The 17,497-nt window shown below is 68.0% G+C and carries 16 protein-coding genes; 5 read left to right on the plus strand and 11 right to left on the minus strand.

Annotated elements, in window-relative coordinates; translation table 11 throughout:
• Window positions 1–18: 18 nt before the first annotated feature.
• The 4 genes from ABZ293_RS27830 to ABZ293_RS27845 all read right to left on the minus strand — a co-directional run bounded on the left by ABZ293_RS27830 (window position 19) and on the right by ABZ293_RS27845 (window position 5,512).
• Window positions 19–249, minus strand: a complete 231-nt coding sequence (locus ABZ293_RS27830; RefSeq protein ID WP_354960156.1) for a DUF167 domain-containing protein — start codon at window positions 247–249, stop codon at window positions 19–21.
• 89 nt (window positions 250–338) lie between these two features.
• A complete protein-coding gene (locus ABZ293_RS27835) occupies window positions 339–1,373 on the minus strand; it encodes a DUF4349 domain-containing protein (RefSeq protein WP_355185368.1) in 1,035 nt (344 codons plus the stop codon).
• Window positions 1,374–1,601: 228 nt separating this feature from the next.
• Window positions 1,602–4,988, minus strand: a complete 3,387-nt coding sequence (locus tag ABZ293_RS27840) for an error-prone DNA polymerase (protein WP_355185370.1) — start codon at window positions 4,986–4,988, stop codon at window positions 1,602–1,604.
• Between the two features lie 68 nt (window positions 4,989–5,056).
• A complete protein-coding gene (locus ABZ293_RS27845) occupies window positions 5,057–5,512 on the minus strand; it encodes a hypothetical protein (protein ID WP_355185372.1) in 456 nt (151 codons plus the stop codon).
• A 154-nt stretch (window positions 5,513–5,666) separates the two neighbouring features.
• On the opposite strand from ABZ293_RS27845, the gene ABZ293_RS27850 reads away from it, so the two are divergent.
• Window positions 5,667–6,647 (plus strand): SDR family NAD(P)-dependent oxidoreductase, encoded by a 981-nt coding sequence (locus tag ABZ293_RS27850; RefSeq protein ID WP_355185373.1) that lies wholly within the window; start codon window positions 5,667–5,669, stop codon window positions 6,645–6,647.
• 119 nt (window positions 6,648–6,766) lie between these two features.
• Here ABZ293_RS27850 and ABZ293_RS27855 read toward each other — a convergent pair whose 3' ends face one another.
• The 3 genes from ABZ293_RS27855 to ABZ293_RS27865 all read right to left on the minus strand — a co-directional run bounded on the left by ABZ293_RS27855 (window position 6,767) and on the right by ABZ293_RS27865 (window position 8,793).
• Window positions 6,767–7,684, minus strand: coding sequence for a sucrase ferredoxin (locus tag ABZ293_RS27855; protein WP_355185375.1), 918 nt, complete (start codon window positions 7,682–7,684; stop codon window positions 6,767–6,769).
• Window positions 7,684–7,920 carry a hypothetical protein gene (locus tag ABZ293_RS27860; protein WP_355185377.1) on the minus strand — a complete coding sequence of 79 codons (237 nt, stop codon included), beginning with the start codon at window positions 7,918–7,920 and terminating at the stop codon, window positions 7,684–7,686. The genes ABZ293_RS27855 and ABZ293_RS27860 overlap by 1 nt, the downstream gene beginning before the upstream one ends.
• A gap of 93 nt (window positions 7,921–8,013) precedes the next feature.
• Entirely contained in the window at window positions 8,014–8,793 is a 780-nt protein-coding gene (locus ABZ293_RS27865) for an alpha/beta hydrolase (RefSeq protein WP_355185379.1), read from the minus strand.
• Window positions 8,794–8,922: 129 nt separating this feature from the next.
• Between ABZ293_RS27865 and ABZ293_RS27870 the strand changes: the two genes are divergently transcribed.
• A complete protein-coding gene (locus ABZ293_RS27870; protein WP_355185381.1) occupies window positions 8,923–9,621 on the plus strand; it encodes a class I SAM-dependent methyltransferase in 699 nt (232 codons plus the stop codon).
• A gap of 18 nt (window positions 9,622–9,639) precedes the next feature.
• Here the strand turns inward: ABZ293_RS27870 and ABZ293_RS27875 are convergent, their stop codons facing one another.
• Window positions 9,640–11,238, minus strand: a complete 1,599-nt coding sequence (locus ABZ293_RS27875) for a DNA polymerase Y family protein (protein ID WP_355185382.1) — start codon at window positions 11,236–11,238, stop codon at window positions 9,640–9,642.
• Between the two features lie 95 nt (window positions 11,239–11,333).
• Entirely contained in the window at window positions 11,334–12,068 is a 735-nt protein-coding gene (locus ABZ293_RS27880) for a hypothetical protein (protein ID WP_355185384.1), read from the minus strand.
• A 338-nt stretch (window positions 12,069–12,406) separates the two neighbouring features.
• Between ABZ293_RS27880 and ABZ293_RS27885 the strand changes: the two genes are divergently transcribed.
• From ABZ293_RS27885 to ABZ293_RS27895, 3 genes are read left to right on the plus strand one after another with little or no spacing between them, the layout of a single operon-like run.
• Window positions 12,407–13,009 (plus strand): TetR/AcrR family transcriptional regulator, encoded by a 603-nt coding sequence (locus ABZ293_RS27885; protein WP_354951627.1) that lies wholly within the window; start codon window positions 12,407–12,409, stop codon window positions 13,007–13,009.
• On the plus strand, window positions 13,006–13,857 hold the full coding sequence (locus tag ABZ293_RS27890) for a phytanoyl-CoA dioxygenase family protein (RefSeq protein ID WP_355185386.1): 852 nt from the start codon (window positions 13,006–13,008) through the stop codon (window positions 13,855–13,857). Before ABZ293_RS27885 ends, ABZ293_RS27890 begins: the two co-directional genes overlap by 4 nt.
• Before the next feature lie 53 nt (window positions 13,858–13,910).
• Window positions 13,911–15,029 (plus strand): serine/threonine-protein kinase, encoded by a 1,119-nt coding sequence (locus tag ABZ293_RS27895; RefSeq protein WP_354951631.1) that lies wholly within the window; start codon window positions 13,911–13,913, stop codon window positions 15,027–15,029.
• 93 nt (window positions 15,030–15,122) lie between these two features.
• On the opposite strand, the gene ABZ293_RS27900 is transcribed toward ABZ293_RS27895, so the two are convergent.
• Both ABZ293_RS27900 and ABZ293_RS27905 read right to left on the minus strand, forming a co-directional pair.
• Window positions 15,123–15,758 carry a response regulator transcription factor gene (locus ABZ293_RS27900; RefSeq protein ID WP_354951859.1) on the minus strand — a complete coding sequence of 212 codons (636 nt, stop codon included), beginning with the start codon at window positions 15,756–15,758 and terminating at the stop codon, window positions 15,123–15,125.
• 316 nt (window positions 15,759–16,074) lie between these two features.
• The gene (locus ABZ293_RS27905) at window positions 16,075–17,340 is read right to left on the minus strand and encodes a PspC domain-containing protein (protein ID WP_355185520.1); all 1,266 of its coding nucleotides are present in this window, start codon (window positions 17,338–17,340) and stop codon (window positions 16,075–16,077) included.
• Window positions 17,341–17,497: the final 157 nt, after the last annotated feature.

Raw genomic sequence — 17,497 nt, forward strand, 5'->3', positions numbered from 1 at the left:
CCTGTGCCGGAATGAGTTTCAGCGGTCGACCTCGAAGCGTTTGAAGCGCGAGGTCGCGCCCGCGGCGAGGCGGACGGCCGATTTGGGAACGCCGTAGTGTTCGGCCAGGAGTTCGATGGCGGCCTTGTTCGCCTTGCCTTCCACGGCGGGAGCGCGGACGTACAGCTGCAGGGTGCCGTCGTCGAGGATTTCGACGAGTGGGCCCTTACGGCTGTTCGGTTTGATCGTCGCCCTGACCACCGTCGGCACCTGTATCTCCTATCGTCCCAGCGCTTTTCGCCGTCCCAGCACCCTTCGCTGTCCCAACGCCTTTCGCCGTCCCAACGCCTTTCGCCTTGTCAGTGCCCTTTCGCCGTGTCAGTGCCCTTCGCCTTGTCAGTGCCCTTCGCCGTGTCAGCGCCCGCACCCGTCCCGGCACTCATACCTGCGTCGGCACCCTCCGCTGCCGTTGCGCCAGCACGGACCAGCGCTGCGGAGGCATCGGACCCGCCGGTGGATTCCGGACTCGCGGCCCCACCCTTGCGCGCACGCCGTACGCCCCGCACCACACCCCACACCACCGCGCCGATCGCCACGACGAACCCGAGCCACGGAATCGCCTTCCCGGTGAATACGACCGCGTCCTTCAGCCAATCCACCAGCGAATGCCAGCCGGAGACGATGCCGTCCCAGAAATTGGACGGACCCGCATCGGACTTCTTGTCCTCGGTGGTGATTTCGATGGTGAGTGTGGACAGCGCGACCTGATCGTCGAGATGGCGCTTCTGCGCGGTGAGGCTGTCGAGTTCGCCTTGACGATTCGACAGCGCCTGTTCGGCGGCAATGAGATCCGCGGTATTGGTCGCCCCGGCGATGAGCGCGCGCAGCCGGTCGACCGAGGCCTGCAGCGCCTTGATCCTGGCGTCGAGGTCTTCCCACTGCATGGTGACGTCATCGCGGTTGGTACTGATCCGGGTGACCCGGCCGACGCCACTGAGGCCGTCGATGAATTTATCCGTCTTATCCGCGGGCACCCGAACGGTGAGCGTGGCCTCCGGATCGGTGTCATCGGTCCCCGGCTGCTCGGTGCGGCTGTCGACCCGCCCGCCGACCTCGCGCACCCGATCGGTCACCTGACCGGCCGCCTTGATCGGATCCCCCGCGGTGATATCGACGCTGCCGGTAATGACCTCCTTGCGCGACTCGACGGTGTTCCCGCCGGTATCGCCCTTCGCCGGGGATCCCTCGCGCAGGCTCGGCGGCGGCGCCATCGGCGCGATGGTCGCCATGTTCGACCGCCCCGAACCGGTACTGTCGCCGCCCTTCTCATCACCACAGCCGACCAGCAACGTCACACCCAGCAGGCCGATCACCAGCACAGCAAGCTTCCGCATGGACGCAGGGTAGCCGCTGTAGTGCATTCGGTCACGAAGCTCGTCGCGGGCCGTCCGCCGAGGTCGGGGCGATACCGACCAGTTCGACGAGGAATCGTTCGATCCGATCGGCGAGCGGCGGCCAGATCGGATATCTTCCGCCTCGACGAGGGCAAGTTGGTCGAACACTGGGATGTCATCCAGCCGGTCCCGGAGCAGGCCGTCGATGCAAACGGAATGTTCTGAGCATCAACGGAAGTCGCGCGACTTCGAGTCGATGCGGAGGTCCATGCGCTGTAGATGTTCGGCGACGACGCTGACCGCGCCCTCGGCGTTCTGGACCCGGCCGCGAATGAGCAGGGCGGTGGCGCTCTGGGCCAAGCGGCGGTAGCGGGTCCAGAGGCCGACGGAGCAGACGACGTTCACCATGCCGGTTTCGTCCTCCAGGTTGAGGAAGGTGACACCGGCGGCGGTGGCGGGGCGCTGGCGGTGCGTGACGGCGCCGCCGACCAGGACACGCGAGCCATCGGGCACATCGAGCAGTCCGGCGGCCGGGATGACGCCGAGCGCATCCAGTTGGGGGCGTAGGAATTCGGTGGGATAGCTGCCCGGAGAGACGCCGGTGGCCCAGACGTCGGCGGCGGCCAATTCGAGTTCGCTCATACCGGGCAGGGCCGGTGCGGTGGTGGCGGCGCCGGTGCCGGGGAGGCGGTCGGGGCGCTCGCCCGCCGCGGCGCCCGCCGTCCACAGCGCCTCGCGGCGGGTGCTGCCGAGACTGCCCAAAGCGCCTGCGGTGGCGATGGATTCGGCTTGGGCAACGGTGAGTTCCACCCGTCCGGTCAGGTCGAGAAATGAGGTGTACGGACCCGTCGAGCGGGCGGCGACAATGCGTTCGGCAAGGTCGGTGCCGATGTGCCGGATCGCCGCGAGACCGAGACGCACCTCCGTACCGCGGTTTTCGAGGGTGGGTTCGGCACGGCTGGCGTTGATATCGGGGCCGTGTACCAGAACGCCGTGCCTGCGGGCGTCGGCAACCAGCGACTGCGGGGAGTAGAAACCCATCGGCTGGGCGCGCAGCAGTCCGGCACAGAAGGCCGCCGGATGGTGCAGTTTGAACCATGCCGAGTAGAACACGATCGAGGCGAAGCTCTGCGAATGGCTTTCCGGGAAGCCGAAATTCGCGAAGGCGTAGAGCTTCTCGTAGATGCGGTCGGCGACATCGCCGGTAATGCCGTGCAGATCGCGCATGCCTTCATACAGCCTGCCCTTGAGGCGCTCCATGCGTTCCGGGGAGCGTTTGGAACCCATGGCACGGCGCAGCTGATCGGCCTCGGCGGCGGTGAAACCGGCGACATCGATGGCCATCTGCATGAGCTGTTCCTGGAACAGCGGCACGCCGAGCGTGCGTTCCAGCGAATTCTCCAGCGCCGGATGGTCATAGCGCACCTTCTCGAGGCCATTGCGGCGCCGGATGTAGGGGTGCACCGAGCCACCCTGGATCGGGCCGGGGCGGATCAGCGCCACCTCGACCACCAAGTCGTAGAACTTCCGCGGCCGCAGTCGGGGCAGGGTGGCCATCTGCGCCCGCGACTCCACCTGGAACACCCCGACCGAATCGGCGCGCGAAAGCATGTCGTAGACGGCGGCTTCCGTCAGGTCCAGCTTGTGCAGCTCAACCGTTTCCCCCTTGTGCTCGTGCACCATATCGATCATGTAGTGCAGCGCGGAGAGCATGCCGAGGCCGAGCAGGTCGAACTTCACCAGATCTATTGCGGCACAATCGTCTTTATCCCACTGCAGCACGCTGCGACCGGGCATGCGCGCCCACTCGACCGGGCAGACATCGGCGATGGGCCGGTCACAGATCACCATGCCACCGGAGTGGATGCCCAGATGCCTCGGCAGACCCTCGATTTCGGCGGCTAGCTCCAGCACTTCGGCGGGAATATCGGTGCCGTTCTCGGTGCCGACTCCCGACCAGCGGCTGACCTGTTTACTCCAGGCATCCTGCTGTCCAGGCGAAAAGCCCAGTGCGCGTGCGGCATCGCGGACCGCGGACTTACCGCGATAGGTGATCACATTCGCCACCTGAGCGGCATACTCCCGGCCATACCTGGTGTAGACGTGCTGGATCGCTTCTTCGCGGCGATCGGATTCGATATCGACGTCGATATCGGGTGGGCCGTCGCGCTCGGGCGCGAGGAATCGTTCGAACAGCAGGTCGGCGGCGACCGGATCGACATTGGTGATGCCGATCGCATAGCAGACGGCCGAATTGGCCGCCGAACCCCGGCCCTGGCACAGGATGTCATTGTTCTTGCAGAAGCTGACGATATCGTGCACCACCAGGAAGTAGCCCGGAAACTTCATCCGGTTGATGATCGCGAGTTCGTGCTCGATCTGCCGATACGCCTTGGGATTTCCCTCCGGCGGGCCGTAGCGCCGAGCGGCGCCCGCCAGCGTGAGTTCACGCAGCCACGACGCCTCGTCATGGCCATCGGGCACATCGAACGGCGGCAGCTTCGGCGCGATCAACTTCAGATCGAAGGCACATTCGCGGGCCAACGTCACCGCATTCGCCACCGCCTGCGGACAGGCGGCGAACAACTGCGTCATCTCCGCACCGGAGCGCAGATGCGCACCGCCGGTCGGCGCCAGCCAGCCAGCGATCTCGTCGAGGCTCCGGCGCGCCCGGATGGCCGCGAGCGCCATGGCGCGGCGACGCTGCGCGGGTGCGGCGAAATGGGCTCCGGTGGTGGCCAATACGGGCAGGCCGAGGCGGTCGGCGAGGGCGATCAGGAGGGCGTTGCGTTCGTCGTCCTCGGGGATGCCGTGGTGGGTGAGTTCCACGCTCACCCGGTTGCTGCCGAAACGCTCGGTCAGATCGCGCAGCGCGGCCTCCGCCCGCACGAGCCGGGTATCCCCCGCCCGCAGATCGTGGTCGAGGGCTTGGCGCACATGACCTTTGCGGCAGCCGGTCAGGATGTGCCAGTGCCCGTCCGCCGCCGCGGTGAGCGCGTCCAGGTCGTAGCGCAGGATGCCCTTCTCACCCGCGGCCATATGCGCTGCCGCGATCTCGCGGGACAGGCGACGGTAGCCCTCTTGGCCGCGGGCCAGGACCAATAGATGCGGACCTGCCGGATCCGGCGCACCGGTACGCGGCATCGAATCCGGGGCGCCCGCATGGCCCTCGGCCACCGGACCACGCACGGACCGACCGCGCCGCACGGACTCCGGGCCACCCTGCGATCCGAGCGACAACTCCGATCCGAAGACCGTCGGCATACCCAATTCCCTGGCCGCCTCGGCGAAGCGCACGGTTCCGTAGAAGCCGTCGTGGTCGGTGAGCGCAATCGCCTCCAGCCCCAGCCGCACCGCCTCCTCCACCAGTTCCTCCGGCTGACTCGCACCATCGAGAAAGCTGTAGGCCGAATGCGCGTGCAACTCGGCGTAGGGCACCACCGGTGCACCGGTTGGTTCGACCGGCTCGGCCCGATATTCCCCGCGCTTGCGCGACCACGCCGGACTGTCGCCACCGTCGCCCGGATACATCGCATCCGGATTCGTCCGGCCGGGACGCCCGGAGAGCACTCGCTCCATCTCCGCCCAGGTCGGCGGGCCGTTGCTCCAACCCATGACACATCACCTCCTCACATAGTCGAACATACATTCGAATTGCGAGGGAGGTGCGGACACCCGCCGAATCAGGCGACCGGGAGCGGCTCCGTCGACTTCCCGGCCAGCGCGGCCTCGACCTTGTCCAGGCTCGAGCGGATCACGGCGCCATAGGCGTCGTTGGCAAGGACATCGAGATGGCCCCGCGCGATGGTCAACTGCATATAGGCCACATCGAAGTCACCCACGCGACGATGACTGTCGGCGAGGTTCAGGTAGAGCGAGGGCAGGAATCCGCGTAGCCCCTCATCGAGCGGAACGCCGGGGCCGAATACCGCGGCCAGCGCGCGCTGATCCCAGCGCAGCGCATCTTCGGCCGCATTCTGCAGATCGGCAAGGTGATGCGCAATCACACAGCGCTGCAACGGATCTCCACCGTCGCCGAGCTCGTCCCACAATCCCTCCAGCATTCGCCGCGCCGCCTCCGGATCACTGCCGGAGAGCCGCACCGCGGCAAAGATTTCCGCCATCCGATCGTCCGCCATGCGCAGAGTATCGCACATATGTTCGATAGATTCGAGGCCGGCTCGAACACCTCGGCGCGCCCCCGGTTCGAACGCTCGACGTGACGAACCGCACTTGGCAGGTAAACTTACTTCAGAGTAAGTTCATGCCAACTCGACCTGCAAAGGAGCAGCGATGACCCGAGCTTCCGCTGACGACACCCACCTGCGCGGGCAGATCCGGCGCAACCGCGACCTCACGGGGCGGCATGTGCTCATCACCGGCGCATCCTCCGGCATCGGCCGGGCCGCCGCGCTGGCCGTCGCGGATAAGGGCGCCATCGTCTTCCTGCTCGCCCGGCGCGCCGACCAACTCGCGGCCGTGGTCGAGGAGATCCGGGCCGAGGGCGGCACCGCCTACGGATACCACTGTGACGTAACCGATTCCGATTCCGTCGACCGCACCGTCCAGACCATCCTGGACGAACACGGCCACGTCGACATGCTGGTGAACAATGCGGGCCGCTCCATCCGCCGCGCCATCCACCGCTCCACCGACCGGCTGCACGATTTCGAACGCACCATGGCGGTCAATTACTTCGGCGCACTGCGATTGACACTGGCGCTGCTGCCGCAGATGCGCGAGCGCAAGTTCGGCCACATCGTCAATATCAGCAGTGCCGGCGTGCAGGTGGCAACCCCGCGCTATTCCGCCTATCTCGCGAGCAAGGCGGCGCTGGACAAGTTCACCGAGGTCGCCGCGGTCGAAACCATGGCCGACGGCGTCACCTTCACCACCATCCACATGCCGCTGGTGCGCACCCCGATGATCGCACCGAGCGGTGATCAGGGACCATCGGAATCGCCCGAATGGGCGGCGGCCACCATCGTGCGCGCGCTGACCGAACGGCCCAAGCGCATCGACGTACCGCTGGGCACCTTCGCCGAATACGGCGCGCTGCTCACCCCGAAGATTCGCGACCGCATCCTGCACCGCTACTACCGCGCCCTCCCCGATTCACCCGCCGCCAAGGGCGAGCAGGTGGATGCCGCGGACGACGAACCCGCGCAGTCCCCTACTCCGCAGCGTGCACCGCGCCCGCTGTCGACCGCCCGCCGGGTTACCGGCACCGCCGTGCGCCGCGCCGCCCGCTGGGTCCCCGGCACCCACTGGTGATCCCGCGACCTTCATCCCGCAGGGGGCGATAAAGGTCGCCGCGAACGGGATATGGCCGCGGTGGCTTTCGAAGACCGCCGCGGCCATGTCCCGTTCGTCGTTCTCAACCGGAGACGCAGTCAGCCTGTGGTCAAAGGCTGGATCCGGTCGGCGACGAGCGCGGTGACCGGTTTCGGGGCGGCACCGCAACTGGCCTGGCGCGGCGGCAATCCGACGGTACGAACCGTCACGCGCCAACGGCGGCCGTCGCGATGGGTTACCACCGCGACCCCGGCGAGGGTGGGATCGGTTGCGGTGGAGTCGGTTTCGAGTCCCACGGTGAGATCACCGACGCCCGCCGAAACCTGTTCGCGTACTGCGATTTCGGCGACCTGCTCGACCGGCCCATGCCCGCTGCGACCGCGCAGACCGGCCAGCGAGACGGTGCCGCGGCGCGCGGCCTCGACCGCCGCGATGGCGGCCGCGGTATCGACACGGCCATAGGTCAGACCAGAGGGCAGCAGCACCATGGCCGGAGCGAAACGATGGCCGCCGGTATGCGAGCACTCCCAGACCTGGTCCGGATAGTCCGCGGCCAGATTCGCGGCGATCGGGCGGCCGAACAGCGCACAGCATTGATCGCGTTTCCCGTGCGCGCAGACCAGTATCAACGGATCACGCACGGGCGCGCCGATTCCCGGCGGCGGTCCGTTCAACAGTCGCAGGTCCAGCTCGAGCAGCTGCTTCAGATCGGTGATCTCGAAGCGCTCACACCAGGAGGCCTGTGCACCCGAACTGGCGAGCAAAACCGTTCGGGTGCCGGTGAATTCGCTGCGGCCGGGTCGCCGGATCAGCGTCGGGCGCACCTTCGCCGCGGACGTGCGGGCGGCGAGTTCGGCGGTGATCTCCCGGCCGAGCACCTCGTCACCGATCACATCCCGCCCCCACGCACCCGGCTGCTCGACGCACAGCCACCCCGTCACCCGAGTTGCCGTGCCGGGCAGGGGCACATCGACTGCGGCCGCCGCCGAGCACAACATTCCTTCGAATCCGGCCATCAGTCCAACGTCTGTCCGTCGGCGAACCGCAACTTCGCGATGCGCCGCGCCCTGGTCTCGGGTTTCCCGACGTCGGCGAGCAAATAGCCGACGTCGGCCCGCTGTTGGTTGCGTTCGGTGCCCTTTTTGGCGAAGCACAGCCAGACCCCGTCCACCGAGGCGTGGTTGTCGACGAGAAGGTCACGGAACGACTGCTCGTCGGCGAGAAACAGAACCGGACGGTCTAGCACGGACATCGCTTCACTCTAGAATCCGCCACCCCGGAACCGCGCCACGCACGGCGAAATCCACGTCGATTGTGAGTCGGAACGCCGGGACCAGGGTGCGGCTCAGTACGCGGCGAGGAATGGCAGAACGGTGGCCTCGAATTCGCGGTAGCGGTCGCGGTGAATGCTGTGACCGCAACTGAAGGCCGCCACCGCGCAGTTCTGGATGGCGGTGCGCATGGTCGCCAACTTTTCCGGATCGACCATGCCGCCGGGCCCGCCGCGCAGCACCAGGGTGGGCGCGGTGATATCGGAGAGCCGATCCCACCACTCCGGATTCGGTTTGCGGAACTGCTCGAGCGCGGTCCGCGTCATCGAGCGATCGAAGGCCAGCACCGCGCGCGGATGCCGGATCAGGCTGGTGGTGGCGTGCCAGAGTTCCGGAATCGTCGGAAAGCGACGGGTCAGCCTCACCTCTTCATCGCCCGAGCGCAGCGGCATCGGACACTCCTCGATGACCAGCCGCCGCACCAACTCGGGCCGCTCCTGCGCGACACAGGAGACCGCATAACCACCCAGCGAATGCCCGACCAGATCCACCGAATCCAATCCGAGCCGGTCACACAGGTTCAGCACGTCGGCGCCGAATTCGGCGAACAGATACGACTCGGTATGCGCACTACGCCCGTGTCCGCGCAGATCGGGAATGATGACCCGCCGCCCGGACCGCACCAATGTGTGCGCGAACCGATCCCAGGTATGCCCGTCCCCGCCCATGCCGTGCACCAACACGACCGGCGTGCCAGCGCCGACCGCGGAATCCCGATAGGCGATCTGCACGCCGTCGAACGCAGCCCTGGTCACCGTGAGATCCACGATTTCCGAGGTTACCGGCGTCGTCATGCGACCACCCCGGACTTGTCACACGCATCACTCCCCATCCGCCCCACCAGTCCCACCTGTTTCGCAATCACCGAGCACCCCACCGAAATCGCCTGGCGGATGCGGATGGATCACGGCAATACTGCGGACATGCCCTCCTTCGCGGACTTCGATCGCCGCAACTATCGCACCGTTGATGTCGCCGCGGGATATGACGGGTGGGCCCCGACGTATGAGCAGACCGTCATGGACGAGATGGATCTCGCACTGCTGGATCGGCTGCACCACCCGGACTGGAGCGGAGTGCGGCGCGCCGCCGATCTGGGCTGCGGGACCGGTCGCACCGGAGCTTGGTTGCGGGAGCGGGGAATTCAGCGGATCGATGGCGTCGACGTGAGTGCGGGGATGCTCGCGCGGGCCCGCGCGCGCGGGGTGCACACCACGCTCACCGAGGCGGATGTGCGCGATACCGGATTGGCCGGTGGCGCATACGATTTGGTGATCTCCTCGCTGATCGATGAGCACCTGGACGACCTCGCGCCCTATTACGCCGAGGCCTGGCGGCTGACCGCGCCGGGCGGCATGTGCGTGACAGTCAGCTATCACCCGCAATTCATGATGGTGACCGGTATGCCGACGCACTACACGCCCGAGGCGGGGGAACCGGTGGCGATCAGCACACATCTGCACTTGATCAGCGAGCAGATATCGGCGGCATCGGCGGCCGGGTGGGTGCTCACCGAAATGGCCGAGGCGCTGGTGGATGACGCGTGGATCGCGGCCAAGCCGAAATGGGCCGAGCTGCGCGGACATCCGTTCACGCTGGCGCTGGTGTGGTCGCGCCCGTAACTGCTGCGGGCAGCGCCGTCAGTCGTAGAGCCCCTCCGCACGCCAGGTCTGGTCGTTGTAGATGAGCAGTAGCACGCGGACATCGGCCGGTTCACCGGCGAGCTGAACCTGGATGCGGGCGGCGATTCCGGCGGAAAGGGTGTCGGATTCCGGCATCCACCAGTGTTCGTCCACCGGCCACGGACCCGCCCAGCCCGCGAGTCGCCATTGTTTGCTGCCCCAGCGCAGCAGGGCCGGGTCGGCGGTGAACAGGCCGCGTTCGGTGACCTGCACCGGGGCTCCATCGGCGGCCTCCAGATACACCACCGGGCGGTTCACCAGGATCACCGTGGGCGCGGGGCGGGGCAGGCGGCCGGGCCAGGGCAGGGCCGGATCGGCGGCCGGAACCGGCTCGTCGCCGAGTGCGACCATGGTGATGCGTTCAACGGGTCCGCGCCCGCCGCTGAGCACGCCGACCCGGACCGCCTCGCCGCCGAGCAGGCCCTGCACCCGGATCAGGGCGCGGCGGGCCCGCTCGTCCTCCTCGCCGACACCGCCCCACAGACCGAGCTGAAGTGCGCCCGCCGCAACGACTTCGACGGGTTCCAGCCGCAGCAGGGTGATCGGTGCGGTGGGGCGGTCGCGGCGGGTCAGCCAGCCGTCCAGCTGCCAGCGCACCCGATCCGCGGTGCCCTCCGGGGTCAGCGGTTCCGCGCACCGCCAGATGCGCGAAAGTTGTTCACCCGCCTCGGTTTCCGCGGATACCGATAACCGAGTGCAGGCCATCGAGGCACGCGACAGCGCCTCGTGCAATTGGGTGGCGAGCAGGCGGCCCGCGAAGGCGGCGGCATCGACCCGATCGATCGGCGGATCACAGCGGTACTGCACCGCCAGCTCCGGCGGCGGACGGCGCGCGGACGGCGGGCGCTCCGGCACGGCCCTGGCGCAGCGGTGCGCCAGCACGGCGTCCGCGCCGAAGCGCGAGGTGACCTCGGTCGAGGTCAGCGCCGCGAAATCACCGATGCGCCGCAATCCCAAGCGGTGCAGCAGATCCACCAGATCACTGCGCTCCGGTGCGGCCAGGCTGGGTTCGAGCGCGAGTTCCCGCACCGACAGCGGCGCCAGGAACCGCGCACCCGCACCGGTCGGCACAATCACGGCGAACCGCGCCGCGATCACCGCCGTCGACAACTCATCGGCAATGCCGATCTGCGCCTCCACCCCCACCGCGGCCGCCGCGTCGACGAGCCGCTCGGCCGCCGCCTCCTCGGACCCGAAATATCGGGCCGCACCCCGCGCCCCGAGCACGAGCAGCCCCGGACGCAGCACCTCCACCCCCGGCACCGTCGCATCGATGGCTGCGACCACCGGCTCGAACAGCCGCGCATCCCGATCCGGGTCCGCCTGCGCGACATATACATTCGGACACCGCGACTGCGCCTCCCGCCTGGTCAGCCCGCACCGCACCCCCTCGGCCCTGGCAATGGCCGAACACTCCACGACCTTATTGCCGAACAGCACCGCCACCGGCCGCGTCGCGGGCACCCGCGCCACCGCCGCCGCCGTAACCGCCCCCCAGTCCTGGCACCACAGCGCCAGCACCCGCGCACCACCGCGCACCCGACTCGGCTGAATCACCGCCCTACTCCCGCGAGCACCGCGCCGATACCGATCGGCATCGCGCAGCCATCCGAATCACGGTGCCGCACCGCATGCAGCGGATGCCACCTCGTTCATGAGGCCGCACCGCGCGCCTCTACCGCTTCTTCGCGCACCGATGCGACCGTTTCCAGCGACACCCACTCCACGCGACTCGCATTGGGCCGCAGTTCGATTCGGCCATGGCATGGCGGTCCCGCCTTGCCGCGGACCGCGACCTCCAGGCGCACCGAGCGGAGCCGACCGCGACCGGCGCCGAGGCCGCCGTATCCGGCGACGCGGGTGTCCAGGCGCAGGGACGGGTTGGGCCAGCGCCCGTCGGTGACCACCAGGGTGGCGCCCTTGCTGCGGGCGCGGGCGGCGATGACACGGGTGCGCGACGGGGCCACGGCGGCACCGCCGAGACCGAGCACCACCAGATCGAGACCGTCGAGCAGTACCGCGGCCACCTCCACCGGATCCGGGCCGGGATCGGCGACGACGGCGAGGCGTTGCAGCTGCGCGCCCATCTCGACCGCGGCGAGCAGCCCGAGCCGGGGTACCCCGACCACCGCGGCATGTCCACCGCCCTCGGTCACCGCGGCCAGCAGCCCCACCAGCAGTGAATTCGCACCCGAGTAGGCCACGACCGAACCCTTGGCCAGACCGCCTTCGGGCAACAGCTCGGCAAGGGCGGCCGGCACGGCCAGCGCTTCCCGGCGCAATTCGACGGCACGAGGCATCCGCTCGGCCGCCGCTTCCCCGCGCCCGGGTATCGCCGCCATCCGTCGGCGCAGCTCATCCAATGTCGGTCTATCCCTCGGCGGCATAACTTCCCGCCGTCTCCCCGCCCCTGAATCCTCATCCGAACCCATCACAACCACCTACTTCCACGATGGACCCGAGGCGAAGCACACGGAGCGAACCTTCACGATCAAGGAGTCAGCACCGATCCAGCTATCGATCGATATCGAATATACGTTCGATACCCGCTCAGTAGAAACCCACCCCCGAATTCCGTCAAGTCCGCGCACCGACCCCGACCGGTTCGCAACGATGCCGTTGTTTTTGAGTTGAACTCAACTTACTATCGGAGATATGAGCGAGCGACCATCAATACAGCCGACATGTCGGTCATGACGGAGCCGAGCGCCAGCGAGGCGGAGTCATGACCGACCAAGAATTGTCGCGACGGGGGGCGACCGCACGCAGACGACTGCTGGAGGCGGCGCATGCGGAGCTGAGCGAAACCGGGGAACTCGAGGTGGCGGCCGTCGCCCGCCGCGCCGGGGTCAGCGTCGGGCTGCCCTACCGATACTTCGGCTCACGCAGCGGCCTGCTCACCGCCGTTATCACCGACTTCTACGACCGCCTCGGCGAGCACGTCACCTATGCGGAGTTCGCCGGAAAGGATTGGCGCGAACGCGAACACGCGCGCGTCGTGGCCTGGGTGAACTTCCTCTATGACGATCCGCTCGCCCCCGTAGCACTCGGCCGCTTCGGCGATGCCGAAGCGGCGGGTGTGGAACGCCAGCGATTGCAGCAGGCGATCGAGGTCGGCATCCGGAATATGGCTCAGGGCCAGCGCCAGGGCGCGGTGCCCGCGGATCGCGACCCGGAGTTGCTCGTCGCGGCCGTTCTCGGCGGCGTGCACATGGCCGTGGCGGTGGCGCTCACCCGCAGCCCGCGACCGGACCGTGCCGTCGTCGCCGATCAAGTCTGGGAATTCGTGGCCGGAGCAACCGGCGCGGGAAGGGAAGAACAGCGATGAGCAATATCCAGCCCGAGGTCGAACGACTCGAGGATCTGACCGGCGACCTGTCCCGAACCCATCGCGCGGTGCACGCACTGCGCGATATCCCCGCCGCACAGGTGGACGCCGATCTCGCCGCCCTCGACCGTGACGGCTACGTCATCCTCGAGGGGCTGCTCGACCCGACGCAATGTGCCGCCCTGCGGACCGAACTGCTGCCCCTCCTGGGCCCGAACGGGCGAAATGCGTTCGAGGGACACCACACTCAGCGGCTCTACAGTGTGCTCGGCAAGACGCGCATGATCGATCGGCTGGTCGACCATCCCCGCGTACTGGCTCTCCTGGATCGACTCCTACTGCCCAATTACCTGCTGTCACAGTTACAGATCATCAATATCGCCCCCGGCGAGAATGCCCAACTCCTGCATCCCGACGACGGCTTCTATCCGGTGCCGCGACCGCGAAAGGCATTGTCGGCAGCCACCATCTGGGCGATCGATGAATTCACCGCCGAGAACGGCGCGACCATGCTGATCCCGGGCAGCCACCGCTGGCCGGACGGTCGGACACCGCAGCAGGACGACCTGCGCGTGCCCGGCGTCATGCCCGCCGGATCGTGTGTCTTCTTCCTCGGCACCCTCTGGCACGGCGGTGGCGCGAACCGCTCGGCGCGCTCGCGCCTGGCCGCCACCGCGCAGTACTGCGAGCCGTGGTTGCGCACGCAGGAGGCGTTCACCCTCTCGACGAGTCGCGATACGGTGCGCGCGGTATCCCCGGAAATCCGGCGCATGCTCGGCTACAGCATCCACCCACCCTTCATCGGCATGGTGGACGGCATGCACCCGGATCGGCTACTTGCGCAATAGGGTGTCGGTCTCGAATCAGGCCAGTTAACCCCATTTTCCGATACCCTGCACCCGTGACCGAACGCGCTCGTCCCATAGTCGGCCCCGAATATCTTGTCGCTGGCCGCTACCGTCTGCAGTCGAAGCTGGGTGGCGGCGGCATGGGTGCGGTCTGGCTCGCACACGATCGCCTGCTCAACCGGGACGTCGCGATCAAACAGGTGCTCTCCACCGCCGAACTCCCCGAGGCCGAGGCCACCGAGATCCGCAATCGGATCATGCACGAGGGCCGGGTCGCGGCCAAGCTCTCACATGAGCACGCCATCGCGGTGTACGACGTGGTGCTGGAGGCGGGCGAGCCGTGGCTGGTGATGGAACATCTGCCATCACGAAGTGTCGCAAGGGCATTGGCGCTGGCGGGCACCCTGCCGCCGGTCGAGGTCGCACAGATCGGGGCGCAGGTCGCCGACGCGTTGGCGGCCGCGCACGCCGCGGGCATCGTGCACCGCGATATCAAACCGGGCAATATTCTCGTCGCCGACCGCGGCCCCGGCGTCGGCTTGGCCAAGCTCAGCGACTTCGGCATCTCCCGCGGTGCGACCGACAACTCCGATGAACCGGACGGCATGATCACCGGCACACCCGCCTACCTGCCTCCCGAGGTGGCGCGCGGCGCACAGCCGACCACGGCGAGCGATGTGTTCTCCCTCGGCGCAACGCTGTACACCGCGATCGAGGGGCAACCGCCGTTCGGTATGGACGATGACACCGATGCCGTGGTCTACCGCGCGGCCATGGCCCAGATCATCCCGCCCAGCCGCAGCGGCATGCTCACCAATGCGCTGCTGCACATGATGGAACCTGCACCGCAGCGCAGGCCGACAATGGCCGAGGCGCGCGACGAAATCCTCACCGCCGCATTCGGTCCCGGCACCGGCCCCTATATTCTCGGCGCCCCCGTACGCACCGAGGACGGCACCATCCCGGCCTGGGCCGCCCGCAATTCGGCCTCGGGCCTCCGCAGCCCCCACTCGACCCCCCTCCCCCGCCCACACCGCAACACCCCCGCCCCCACCGCGCCCACCCCCCAGCGCCCCAAACCAAAAGAGCCGAGCAACGCCCCCCTGGCCATCGCCATCGGCCTCCTGATCGGCTTGGTCCTCATCATCGCCGTCATCATCGCCCTGATGTAACCGCCCCGCCCCGTGCGGGACGCGGCTGAGAATGCGCTGGTGCAGATGTTCACCGGGGTGAGCGCATGGTGCTTGTCCGAGAGGCAGGGCTGGTCAGTCGATGCGGCGGCGGTGGGCCCAGCGGGTCAGGGCGTTGCGGTTGGACTGCTGGGTTTTGCGCAGGACGTTCGAGGCGTGGGTTTCCACGGTTTTCACCGAGATGTAGAGGTTTTCGGCGATTTCCCGGTAGGTGTAGCCGCGGGCCAGCAGGCGCAGCACCTCCAGTTCGCGCGGGGTGAGCGAATCCAGTTCGGGATCCAGCGGCGGCTCCGGCACCGGTGACTTTCCGGTGAACGAGTCCAGCACGAATCCGGCCAGCCGCGGGCTGAATACCGCATCGCCACCCGCAACCCGCCGAATGCCATCGGCCAGTTCGGATCCCGAGATGGTCTTGGTGACATAGCCGCGCGCGCCCGCCCGGATCACCGCGATCACATCCTCGGCGGCGTCGGAGACGCTCAGTGCCAAGCACACCGGACCGTCATCGATACCGGACAGCACCGCGACCCCACCACCGTCGGGCATGTGCACATCGAGCAGCACCACATCCGGCCGCGCCGCATTGATCCCGGCGACCGCCTCGGCCACCCCACCGGCCTCCCCGACCACCTCCATATCGGTTTCCCGGCTCAGCTCCGCCCGCACACCCGAGCGGAATACGGCGTGATCATCGACGAGAAAGACCCGCACGGCCACCTACTTCTCCTCATCCTCGGTGGATCGACCACCCTGACGCACGAACCGCCCGCAGGCCGTCCGCACTTCATCGGTACCACAACTGCGATCGCATCTGTCGCCATCCGGGCCACTACCACCCCAGCGCCCGAATGCAGTGCCTCGAATGCGCTGCCCGCCAACCGGACCGGACGCGCTGTGCCGGCACCCGAATATCCGAATCGCCGCCGGTCCCGAGTTCCGCCGATGCGACATCATCGGCTCACAACAGATCTGAAACCCGCGCAGCAACCGAACGTCATCAGTACGCAGCGCCGTTCGACAGCCACGATCATCGACCGTTGTGAACCGTCTGTCGTGCCCCGTCACGCTGTTCGTCGCCGACCGGCGCCTGCGCATCGTCGATCCGATCCTGATCACCGGAATCGGTGCGCGGCATGATGATCCGCACCTCGGTGCCTCGGCCCGGCGTGGAAAGAATTTCCACCGAACCGCCGCGCCGCTCGATCCTCGCGCGGATGGATTTCGCGACGCCCTGCCGATCCTGCGGCACCGCCGCGATATCGAATCCGGCCCCGCGATCGCGCACGAAGACGCTCACCTGATGTGGTTCCGCCTCGGCGAACAGATCGATCTCCGGAACGCCCGCGTGTTTGGCGGCATTCACCAGCGCCTCGCGGCTCGCGCCGAGCAGTGCGGTGAAATGCTCCTTCGGCAGACCGGATCCACTGTCGTCACCGGCCATCGTGACATCACCGACGGTCACCGGGGTCACCTTCACGCCGTGCTGGTCCTCCACCTCGCCCGCGATCGTACGCAGCGCGGCGGCCAGACTCGACTGTGCCGGACCGGAATCCTCGAAGAGCCAGCGGCGCAGTTCCCGCTCCTGACTGCGCGCCAGCCGGGCCACCTCTTGCGGGTCGTCGGCCTGACGCTGGATCAGCGCCAGCGTCTGCAACACCGAATCATGCAGGTGGGACGCGATTTCCTCGCGTTCCTCATTGCGGATGCGGGCGGAGCGCTCGGCGTTCAGCGCCCGCATCATGCGCAGCCACAGCGGCACCGTCAACAGACCGGCACCGATCAAGGTGACCGCCACCGCGAGCAGCGCAGAACCGAGTGAGCTCAGATCGATCCTGGCCAGCACGACCACACCGAGGCCGAGCACGATCATCGTGATACCGGCGACGATGCGCGACCAGGTCACCACCGAGGGACGCGCGGGCAGCCCGAGCAGCGACCGCGGGCCGTCGGTGTCGTACTCGCGCCACACCAGCGCCGCACCGACCGCCACCACGACGATCGGCACGATCACCTTCGCCGCGGTTCCGCTCAGCAACCACGACACCCCGACCGCGAGCCCGATGCCGAGCAGGGCCAGCCCGATCGCCTGCCGGCGCTCCCGACCGGTCGGCTTCGCCGCATCGTGGCCGCCCGGGGTGAAGATCCACAGCATCCCGTAGCCGACGATCCCGGCCCCCGCCAGCGCGGACAGCAGGACGAACGCTATCCGCACCTTGAAGACGTCGAGCCCGAGGTGATCGGCGATACCACCGGCCACACCGCCCACGATCCGGCCACCCGAGCGCCGCACCATCCTGGGATACGGCGGCTCGGTGTACAGCAGCACCGGCGCGGGGCCGAAGCCGCGCCCGGACCCCGGGGCAAACCCGGGCGCGACGCCCGAACCCGGCCCACCGCCCCACGCGGCACTGCGGGGGTCATCCCCTCGGGCAGCATCGAACGCGGGCATG

The organism is Nocardia sp. NPDC005998 (genome assembly GCF_040614395.1).
In the GTDB taxonomy this organism is placed as follows: domain Bacteria; phylum Actinomycetota; class Actinomycetes; order Mycobacteriales; family Mycobacteriaceae; genus Nocardia.

What these genes read in the sequence shown, in the direction of transcription:
- ABZ293_RS27870 (WP_355185381.1), top strand. Translation starts at nt 8,923, where the DNA reads ATGCCCTCCTTCGCGGACTTCGATCGCCGCAACTATCGCACCGTTGAT.
- ABZ293_RS27845 (WP_355185372.1), bottom strand. Translation starts at nt 5,512, where the DNA reads ATGGCGGACGATCGGATGGCGGAAATCTTTGCCGCGGTGCGGCTCTCC.
- ABZ293_RS27880 (WP_355185384.1), bottom strand. Translation starts at nt 12,068, where the DNA reads ATGCCGCCGAGGGATAGACCGACATTGGATGAGCTGCGCCGACGGATG.
- ABZ293_RS27865 (WP_355185379.1), bottom strand. Translation starts at nt 8,793, where the DNA reads ATGACGACGCCGGTAACCTCGGAAATCGTGGATCTCACGGTGACCAGG.
- ABZ293_RS27835 (WP_355185368.1), bottom strand. Translation starts at nt 1,373, where the DNA reads ATGCGGAAGCTTGCTGTGCTGGTGATCGGCCTGCTGGGTGTGACGTTG.
- ABZ293_RS27855 (WP_355185375.1), bottom strand. Translation starts at nt 7,684, where the DNA reads ATGGCCGGATTCGAAGGAATGTTGTGCTCGGCGGCGGCCGCAGTCGAT.
- ABZ293_RS27850 (WP_355185373.1), top strand. Translation starts at nt 5,667, where the DNA reads ATGACCCGAGCTTCCGCTGACGACACCCACCTGCGCGGGCAGATCCGG.
- ABZ293_RS27885 (WP_354951627.1), top strand. Translation starts at nt 12,407, where the DNA reads ATGACCGACCAAGAATTGTCGCGACGGGGGGCGACCGCACGCAGACGA.
- ABZ293_RS27860 (WP_355185377.1), bottom strand. Translation starts at nt 7,920, where the DNA reads ATGTCCGTGCTAGACCGTCCGGTTCTGTTTCTCGCCGACGAGCAGTCG.
- ABZ293_RS27905 (WP_355185520.1), bottom strand. Translation starts at nt 17,340, where the DNA reads ATGGTGCGGCGCTCGGGTGGCCGGATCGTGGGCGGTGTGGCCGGTGGT.
- ABZ293_RS27840 (WP_355185370.1), bottom strand. Translation starts at nt 4,988, where the DNA reads ATGGGTTGGAGCAACGGCCCGCCGACCTGGGCGGAGATGGAGCGAGTG.
- ABZ293_RS27890 (WP_355185386.1), top strand. Translation starts at nt 13,006, where the DNA reads ATGAGCAATATCCAGCCCGAGGTCGAACGACTCGAGGATCTGACCGGC.